We start from the raw sequence: 8,806 nt of genomic DNA, 5'->3' as shown, positions 1-8,806 counted from the left end.
GTCGCTCACAATTGATAAGCCAGGATGTTATCTATCTGCCAAAATCTCAGCATACCATTGTCGAACTGGGCGAGGCTGCACTCGGCCCCGTTCCATTGGAGATAGTGCTGTTTTTCGTGCTGGCGGTGCTGATAGCCTTATTGCTTCGATTTTTTAAGTATGGTCGTTATCTCTATTTAATGGGCGATAATTTACAAGCGGCACGCAATATCGGCATTCCAATTCGTCCGCTTATTACCTTGCAATATATCGTTTCTGCGCTGGTGGCATTTATTGCCGGTCTGGTGATTGTTGCCAGTTTGCACTCCATTAACACCCGTATTATTCACTCTACACTACTGTATGACGTGATATTAGTGGTGGTCGTAGGTGGAATAGGTTTATCGGGTGGCAAAGGCGGCATGCGTAATGTTATTTACGGCACTCTCCTTATTGGGCTGTTAATAAATGGTTTAACCATTCTCGATATTTCCGACCTCTATCAAAATTTGATCAAAGCCAGTTTCCTTTTAATTGCCCTGATTATCGACGGGGTCATTAACCCTCGTGATGAGCAAACCGATCAACAGGGCGACATCTGAGTCATTATTTATTCACCACAGGGTAGCGAACATGAAAAAATGGCAGAAAGTGGTCGTGCTGGGTTTAGCACTCAGCGTATGGGGTGGTAGTGCGTTTGGTCGCAACGATTCCGGCCCCACCAGCGTAGCCGAGCATTTCAAAGATAAGACGGTGGTACTGATCCCAATGGCAATGGGCATGGACTTGTCGCAAGGTTGGGCGCACTACATCGGCAACTCGCTAAAAGCAGAAGGTATTCACTTTGAAACACGCGATCCCAACTGGAAACCAGACGACGGCGCAGAAGCACTGACCGACGCAATTAACCGCAAGGTCGCTGCGGTTATCGTGCAATCACCCGATCTACAATCCTATTCGCGCCTTTATAATCGAGCGCAGCAAGCAGGGATTTATGTCATTCAAGTGGATAACCCGAGTAACTTCTCTTCAGATGCTTTTGTCGGCAGCAACTGGGCCACCGTGGGCCAGCTAGAAGCGCAGGCTGTCGTTAGCGGTTGTGGGGCCAATTCAACCCAAAAAATCGGTGTCATTCAGGGCGATCAAGTTAACGCCTCTAGCCTTGATCAATGGGCGGGTTTGCAGGAAGAGCTGAAAAAACATCCGGGCTTTGAAGTCGTTGCTGCGCCCTACTCCAACTGGGACGAAACCACGGCACGTAACGTCACTAGTACGCTGATCCAACAGCATCCTGATGTATGCGGCATCGTTGATTTCTGGTCCACCACCGCACAAGGCACTGGTGCGGCCATCCGCGATGCGGGTAAAACCGGCAAAATCTTTCTCGCCACAACCGGTGGCGGCGAACAGGCCGACTGCGACCGCCTCAGCAATGGCGTGATTGATGCGCTGGTATCTACTGATGTACCTAATCAATCGCGCGATATCAGCACGCTGGTGAAATATCTGCTGCAAAGCGGAATACAAGCAGGTAGCGCTAAAACCTGGATTTACACGCCGGAATCCATCACCACACGCGCTGACTTAAAACCTGGCACCTGCTGGTCTCTGAAAGCCAACGCAGCAGCCTAATCACTCCTGATCAGCCGTGCGCGGCTGATCACTTCATTTATCGGGTCACTCACCATGTCTATGCGCGAACGGGCGGCACGACTCCGCTACAATATCATTCCCAGTTATCTCATCGGCGAACTCCTGACCAAACGCTGGATCGACAATGCAATTCCGCTGTTATTTTTACTGATTCTGCTACCGGCACTCGGCCATTTTTTACCTGGTTTTTTCACTCTTTCTAGCCTGAGCGACACCTCACGGCAGTGGGGTGAATTTGCTCTGGTGGTGATGGGGATGAGCATTGTGATGCTCGGCGGCGGTATCGACCTTAGCGTCGGCGCTATCTTTGCCCTCAGCGCCTTTACTGCCGTTTCGGCCAACTCTCTGCTGGAGTTACCGCTGTGGCAATCGCTACTGCTGACGTTGGCGGTTGGTGCACTGGCCGGCGCCTTTAATGGCCTGTTGATTGGTTATTTGCGGCTACGCGCTTTTCTGACCACACTGGTCACTTTTATCCTCCTGCGCACATTGTTCGATATCTTAGTGGTGAAATACGCCTCACAAATTCAACAGTCGCCAGTGAACAATCCGCAGTGGAATTTTATCGGTGAAGAGGGTATCGGGCCACTGCCAGCCAGTTTTGTGCTGGCAGTATTGGTGGCCATCGGCCTGCATCTGCTGCTCAGCCGCATGCGCCTCGGTTGGCACATTCAGGCGGTGGGGGGCTCGCGGCGCTCGGCATGGAACTCCGGCATTGCCGTGCGCCGCACCGTATTTATCACCTATGTGTTCTCCGGTTTGTGCTGCGGGTTGGCCGGTTTTTTACTCGCCACACGTATGGGTGGTGTAGGCCCAGGAACCGGATTAGGGCTGGAGATCATGGCGCTGACTGCGGGTGTTGTCGGCGGTAATAGCCTCGGTGGCGGACGTGGCTCAATCATGAAAGGCATACTCGGCGCTATCATTGTTTTGCTGCTAACTAATGGATTAATCCGCCTCGGGCTGCCCAGCGGTAGTACCCAAATGGTACTGGGTGTGGTACTGATTGCCGCCGTCTTTCTTGATATCCGCTGGCTGAAGAACCGCCACAAAGTACTGGCGAATGTCTATGTGGCACCAATTTATACCCGCATGGGCAAAACGCTGTCAGCAGAACCGGCAGCGCAATCGGCCTGGTCACTGAACGATAAACTGGCTGACACTGAATTTATTGGACTGGGCGAGTTGGAAGGACCGGAAGATGTGATTCTCGATAACAATGACAATCTCTACTGCGGCACGCGTCACGGCGAGATCATCCGTTTCTTCGCGCCCGATTATCAGCGCTCTGAGGTTTTCACCCATATCGGCGGTTTTCCCCTAGGTTTGGCACTGGATAAAGACCAATCACTAAAAATCTGTGTCGGCGCAATGGGACTGTATTCTGTGGCAAGCGATCGCGCAGTAACGCAACTTTCCACTCAAACCCGCCGTTCGTGGCTGTCTGTGGTAGATGATGCGCGGCTGCGTGACCCCAACGATTGTGATATCGCGCCGGATGGCCGGGTATTCTTTACCGATTCCACCACGCGCTATGACGCGCACGAATGGGCGCTCGATAGCATCGAAAGCCGCCCAACCGGTCGCCTGCTCTGCTACTCCCCCGATAGCGGTAAAACTGAAACACTGCTCAGTGGCCTGCGCTACACCAACGGCGTCTGTATCGCCCACGATGGGCTATCACTATTTTTGGCTGAATCCTGGGCATGCTGCGTCCACCGCTACTGGTTCGACGGGCCGAAAAAAGGGCAACTGGAGTGTGTTATCCGCGATATGCCAGGCTATCCCGATAACATCAATCGCGCATCGGACGGCCGTTACTGGATGGCATGGCTCGGCATGCGCACCCCCACTTTCGATCTCGCATTGCGTCATCCGGGGATGCGGCGGCGCATGACCCGGCGGCTGGTACAAGATGAATGGCTGTTCCCCAACATCAATACTGGCGGTGTTGTGAAATTCAGTGAGCAAGGCGTGATTCATGATGTGTTGGGTAACTTGGGCGGCATGAGTCATCCGATGGTCACATCAATGCGCGAACACAAAGGATACCTCTACGTTGGTGGCATCTTGAATAACCGTATTGGCCGCTACCGTTTGCCCAACGCTGATCCTAACTGGACGGGCTATCACTCTTACTGGGGGAGCGTCGCATGAGCCGTTTTTCATTGCTTGATCTTTTTCGCGGTAAAGCACTGACTATTCCCCCACTGGATGGGCCATTGCAACCAAACAACGCACTGGATGATGCTGCCATCTGGCTGGCAACGTCACAGCCCGATAATTTAACCGCCGACGGTGAACAGGTACTGTTCTCCAGCGGCAACCAGTTATTGCAGTTAGCTAAGGCGCCGCACAGCGCGCCAGCTCTGCGGTGGCAATTTTCGCAGCCGATTGTCAGTATCGCCGCACGCCCTGGTGGCGGGTTGGCATTGGCATTAGCAGATGACTCATTATGGCTGTGGCAGGACGAAGCGCCGCAACCATTAATATGCCCGCATGATGCCGTGCGCTGTATTACCGCCATGTTGTTTCTGAATAGACAACAACTGGTGCTGAGCATCGGTTCAGGGCGACTACCTACCACCGAGTGGTCGCGCGATCTACTGCTAAAACATCAGGAAGGCTCGGTGTGGCTGTGGGATCTCAGCAACCAACAAGTGCGCTGTCTGGCTGACGGGCTGGGCTACCCACAAGGGATTACCCATGGTTCTCAGGCCAATACCCTGCTGGTGACGGAAAGTTGGCGTCACCGGGTGATAGAGCTAACACTTACCCGCCCTAGTGTCCGCGTAGTGCTTGACCAGTTGCCTGCTTATCCCTCACGCATTGTCGCCAGCCGCGACGGCAGCGGCTATTGGCTGAGTTGCTTTGCCCCACGCAACCGACTGGTCGAGTTTGTTTTACAAGAGAAAGCCTATCGGCTGGCAATGCTGGCTGAAGTGCCACCAGAATTCTGGATTGCACCCGCTTATGCATCCGGCCACAGTTTTCTTGAGCCGCTTCAGTGCGGAGCGGTCAAAACTATGGGGGTGCACAAGCCTTGGTCACCTAGCCGCTCGTGGGGGCTGGTGATACGGCTGAATAAACAGGGGCAGCCGATTGCCAGTTATCACAGCCGTGCCGATGGACAACGACACGGTGTAAACAGCGTACTCGATACCGGCGATGCACTGTGGGTGGCATCACGCGGCGGCAATGTGCTGATTAATTTGCACCAGGAGACACACCATGCATGAGCTACTGACATTAGATAATATCAGTAAGCGTTATCACGGTGCGCAGGCGCTGGACGATGTGAGTTTTAGCTTACGCGCCGGTGAAGTCCACGCGCTGCTCGGTGAGAACGGCGCGGGGAAATCAACACTCAGCAAAATCATGGCGGGGGTGGTTACACCGGAGCAGGGGGAACTGCGCTGGGAAGGTCGCACCGTCAGTTTCACCTCCCCCGCCGAGTCGCGTAAACAGGGTATTGCCATGGCCTTTCAGGAGACGAGTCTAATCCCGTCGATGACCGTGGCACAAAACATCTGGCTGGGTGATGAGAAAACCTTTAACCACCTACGCAGTGTCTATATTGCTGCACAGCAATTCCTGCAAACCCTTAATTTCCCTGTTGACCCTACAGTGCAAGTTGCCACTTTGGGCGCGGCAAAACGGCAAATGGTAGAGATTGCCCGCGCAGTGCGCCTGCAAGCCAAAGTGATCATTTTCGATGAACCGACCGCCACATTAACGCCAGAGGAGAAACGACACTTTTTCGCCCTTATTCGCCGCTTACAGAAACAAGGCATCACGCTGGTATTTATCAGTCATGCCATTGAAGAGGCACTGCAACTAGCGGATCGCATAACTATTCTGCGCGACGGCAAGCATGTTATTACCGACGACGCTCAGGTTTTTAGCCGCGAAAGTATTATTGCCCATATGATCGGAAGAACGACAGAGAATGTCCCAGTAGTAACGACGCGCACACCGCGGCCTGCGGGGCAGAAAATCCTCAGCGTACAGGATCTTTCACGTGGCAATGTGGTGCGTAATAACGCGTTTTCTCTTTATTGTGGCCAAATCACCGGCATTTTTGGTCTGGTGGGTTCGGGACGTACCGAAACGGCACGTATTATTGCGGGCATCGATAAACGAGACTTCTCGCGCGGCGGCACGATTGAACTCAATGGACAACCAGTACGCTATCGTGTACCACGTCAGGCGATGAAAGATGGCATCGTCTATGTGACCGAAGACCGTAAATCAGACGGATTTTTTGAGACAGCAACCGTTGCTGAGAATCTCTATGCCGGATTGCTGGCCTCCAACCTACACCATTCACCGCTGGTTAGCCGACGGGCGCAATCGGCGCTGGCAGAACAGTGGCGACAGCGACTTAACATTCGCGCCCTCAACCCACTGGAGCCGGTGGTGGCGCTGTCAGGCGGCAATCAGCAAAAAGTGGTGATCGGCAAAAGTCTGGTACAGCAGCCGCGCTTAATCATTTTTGATGAACCTACACGCGGCGTAGATGTTGGCGCGATCAACGAAATTCACCAGTTGATTAACCAGTTGGCGGATGACGGCCTGGCGGTGGTAGTTATCTCTTCTTATCTGCCCGAGATTCTGGCGCTGTCTGATCGCATTTTGGTGTCACGCCAAGGCCGAATCGTTGAAGAGTTTGCTGCCGACCAAGCCGATGAAACAAAAATCATGTATGCCGCAGTGCATTAAGCGGCCAAACAACGGGAGAGCCAATATGGCCTTAGTAAATTATATTGATGAAGCTCAGGCAGGACCGCGCGTTAAAGCAATCTTTGATGACATTAAACAGACACGGCAGGTCGAGACGATTAACAATTTTTGGCTGGCGCTGGCTAATGATCCTGCGGCACTGGAACGCACCTGGTCGAGCCTGAAAGCGATAATGTCCCCCGACGGGGAGTTAGACGCGTTAACCAAAGAGCTGATTTACGTGGCTGTTTCGGTCACCAATGGCTGTGATTACTGCACAGTGTCGCACCTGGCAGCCGCGCGCAAGGCTGGGCTGACAGTAGGCCAGCGCAATGAGCTGCTGGCAATAGTCGGCATGGCGAATGAAACCAACCGGCTAGTGAAAGGATACCAGGTAGATATCGATCCGGCACTGCACAGTTACGCTGCTGGATTATAAATTCGAGTACGGGTTCCGAGTGCTGACAAGCTGACGAACCCGCGCCCTTGCATTAAATTTCCCTTTTACCTGATATAAATACTCGTCTAATTTTCGTTATGTCACTCAGAGATAATCCGATAACGCTCCGCAGCATGTTCCTGAGCAAAACCCGGCAGCATTGCTTGCCGTGTAACCTGATAATCTTCCCACTGCGCGACATCATGCAGCGGTGGAATGGTCACTGGCTCACGGCGATCAAAACCCACTAATGCGGCATCCACCAATTCCCCTACCTCCATCAGCGCCGAAACAGTGTTGATATCGGTGCCCGAACGCTGCCAAATTTCGGTCCGTGTGGCGGCAGGCAATACTGTCTGAACATAAACACCTTGAGGTGCGAGTTCAAGACTGAGCCCTTGTGAAAGAAACAGCACAAATGCTTTGGTTGCACCATAAACTGTCAAACCAAACTCTGGCGCCAGGCCAACAACCGAGCCAATATTAATGATTGCTCCCTCACCTGCTGCCGCCAGCCGTGGCGCAACAGCACTAGCAAGCCGTGCGAGAGCCGTAGTGTTAAGGGTAATAATCCGCTCAATATCATCCGTGGCCTGCTCAATAAAACTTCCGCTAATATTCATACCTGCATTGTTCACGAGGATCCCGATACGATTATCATCGCGTAACCGTGTTTCTACGGCAGCAAGCTCGTCGGGCTGCGTCAGGTCAGCCGGTAAGACGTCAACAGTGATACCATTGTCCTGACGAAGTTGGGCGGCCAATGTTTCTAATCGCACACCATCGCGAGCGACCAAGACCAGGTCATGTCCGCGACGTGCGAAGCGTTCAGCATAAGTGGCACCAATACCGGATGACGCACCTGTAATAAGAACCGCGGGGATCGTATTCATGAAATTTGCTCTCTTATCGATAATTTATAGATGACGAATATCATCTATAAATTATATTATGATCAGCATCATCTAAGTGTCAACGAGGATTCACTGGCAGGAATAGATTATGTATTGATGAGAGGCGACATCTATTGATGCGTTGGCATGGCATACTTTATGATGCTGCCTGTTCAATTAGGAGAAATGTATGGCCCGGGTATCAAAGCAACAAATGGCACTCAATCGCGAGGCAATTGTCGAGACGTCTTCGCAACTCTTCCGTGCTCGGGGTTTGAATGGTGTCAGTGTCAACGATTTAATGGCTGCGGTCGGTTTGACTCATGGCGGATTCTACGGGCACTTTGCTTCTAAAGATGAACTGGCGGCGATTGCCAGTCGCAAAGCACTCGATGAGTCCAGCACCCGCTGGCAAGAAATCAGCAGCGAGCCAGACCAGAATAACCTGCGCACGCTGGTGGAGTTTTATCTCTCACCGACCCACCGTGACCATGCCGAAAATGGCTGTGCGATCACAGCATTAGCCAGTGATGTGGCACGTGAGAATGATGATAATCCAGTATGTGAGGTCTATCTTAGCGGGGTGAAATCCATGCTGGCGAGATTAGAGTCCGTCTCTAATATAGAAGATCCCGAACAACGCAGACAGCATGCACTGGCGCAGTTTGCGATGATGTCAGGTGCATTAACACTGGCGCGCGCGACCGCTGGGAATAAATTATCGGATGAGTTTCTTGATGCGGCTAAAAAAGCCTTACTGAGGGAAGAGTCATAATTTAACCCTCACATATTATCAGTAGCCCCTTCCTACTCACTTAGCAGGAAAGGGCTACTACCAGAAGTAGTACTCAATGCTACGGATTCAAGGCTTTCTTTGAGTCCAACGCGCTGTGGATAGCGGCTTCCAATTCGTTAGCTTCAAATTTCGCTACATAGGCGTCAGCACCCACTTTACGCACGTGGTCTTCGTTTGCACTACCCGATAATGAGGAATGGATAATCACCGGAATATTCTTCAGGAATTCATCCCGCTTAATATTCAGTGTCAGAGTAAAGCCATCCATCTCCGGCATTTCTAAATCAGTTAATACAAATGAAATTTTATCCGAAACCGGACGGC

9 protein-coding genes are annotated in these 8,806 nt (G+C 52.2%); 7 read left to right on the top strand and 2 right to left on the bottom strand.

The window, feature by feature from the left end; translation table 11 throughout:
* From ACNSO8_RS01455 to ACNSO8_RS01430, 6 genes are all read left to right on the top strand, one after another.
* A partial coding sequence (locus ACNSO8_RS01455) for an ABC transporter permease subunit (protein WP_418393603.1) occupies positions 1 to 581 on the top strand: 581 nt, incomplete at its 5' end.
* Positions 582 to 612: 31 nt separating this feature from the next.
* On the top strand, positions 613 to 1,611 hold the full coding sequence (locus ACNSO8_RS01450) for a sugar ABC transporter substrate-binding protein (protein WP_019080928.1): 999 nt from the start codon (positions 613 to 615) through the stop codon (positions 1,609 to 1,611).
* Positions 1,612 to 1,665: 54 nt separating this feature from the next.
* Entirely contained in the window at positions 1,666 to 3,789 is a 2,124-nt protein-coding gene (locus ACNSO8_RS01445) for an ABC transporter permease (protein WP_046695212.1), read from the top strand.
* Positions 3,786 to 4,871, top strand: coding sequence for a hypothetical protein (locus ACNSO8_RS01440; RefSeq protein ID WP_418393602.1), 1,086 nt, complete (start codon positions 3,786 to 3,788; stop codon positions 4,869 to 4,871). The genes ACNSO8_RS01445 and ACNSO8_RS01440 overlap by 4 nt, the downstream gene beginning before the upstream one ends.
* A complete protein-coding gene (locus ACNSO8_RS01435) occupies positions 4,864 to 6,354 on the top strand; it encodes a sugar ABC transporter ATP-binding protein (RefSeq protein ID WP_418393601.1) in 1,491 nt (496 codons plus the stop codon). The genes ACNSO8_RS01440 and ACNSO8_RS01435 overlap by 8 nt, the downstream gene beginning before the upstream one ends.
* A gap of 25 nt (positions 6,355 to 6,379) precedes the next feature.
* Entirely contained in the window at positions 6,380 to 6,793 is a 414-nt protein-coding gene (locus ACNSO8_RS01430) for a carboxymuconolactone decarboxylase family protein (RefSeq protein ID WP_019080931.1), read from the top strand.
* 101 nt (positions 6,794 to 6,894) lie between these two features.
* Here the strand turns inward: ACNSO8_RS01430 and ACNSO8_RS01425 are convergent, their stop codons facing one another.
* Positions 6,895 to 7,686, bottom strand: a complete 792-nt coding sequence (locus ACNSO8_RS01425; protein ID WP_057621542.1) for an SDR family NAD(P)-dependent oxidoreductase — start codon at positions 7,684 to 7,686, stop codon at positions 6,895 to 6,897.
* 190 nt (positions 7,687 to 7,876) lie between these two features.
* Between ACNSO8_RS01425 and ACNSO8_RS01420 the strand changes: the two genes are divergently transcribed.
* The gene (locus tag ACNSO8_RS01420; RefSeq protein ID WP_019080933.1) at positions 7,877 to 8,461 is read left to right on the top strand and encodes a TetR/AcrR family transcriptional regulator; all 585 of its coding nucleotides are present in this window, start codon (positions 7,877 to 7,879) and stop codon (positions 8,459 to 8,461) included.
* A gap of 79 nt (positions 8,462 to 8,540) precedes the next feature.
* Here the strand turns inward: ACNSO8_RS01420 and ACNSO8_RS01415 are convergent.
* Positions 8,541 to 8,806 (bottom strand): response regulator (locus tag ACNSO8_RS01415; RefSeq protein ID WP_418393600.1); only part of this gene is annotated, 266 nt, incomplete at its 5' end.

This window comes from Yersinia sp. LJYL362, assembly GCF_048323875.1.
The sequence above is the reverse complement of the archived record's forward strand: the minus strand, read 5'-3'. Positions and strand labels throughout refer to the sequence as shown.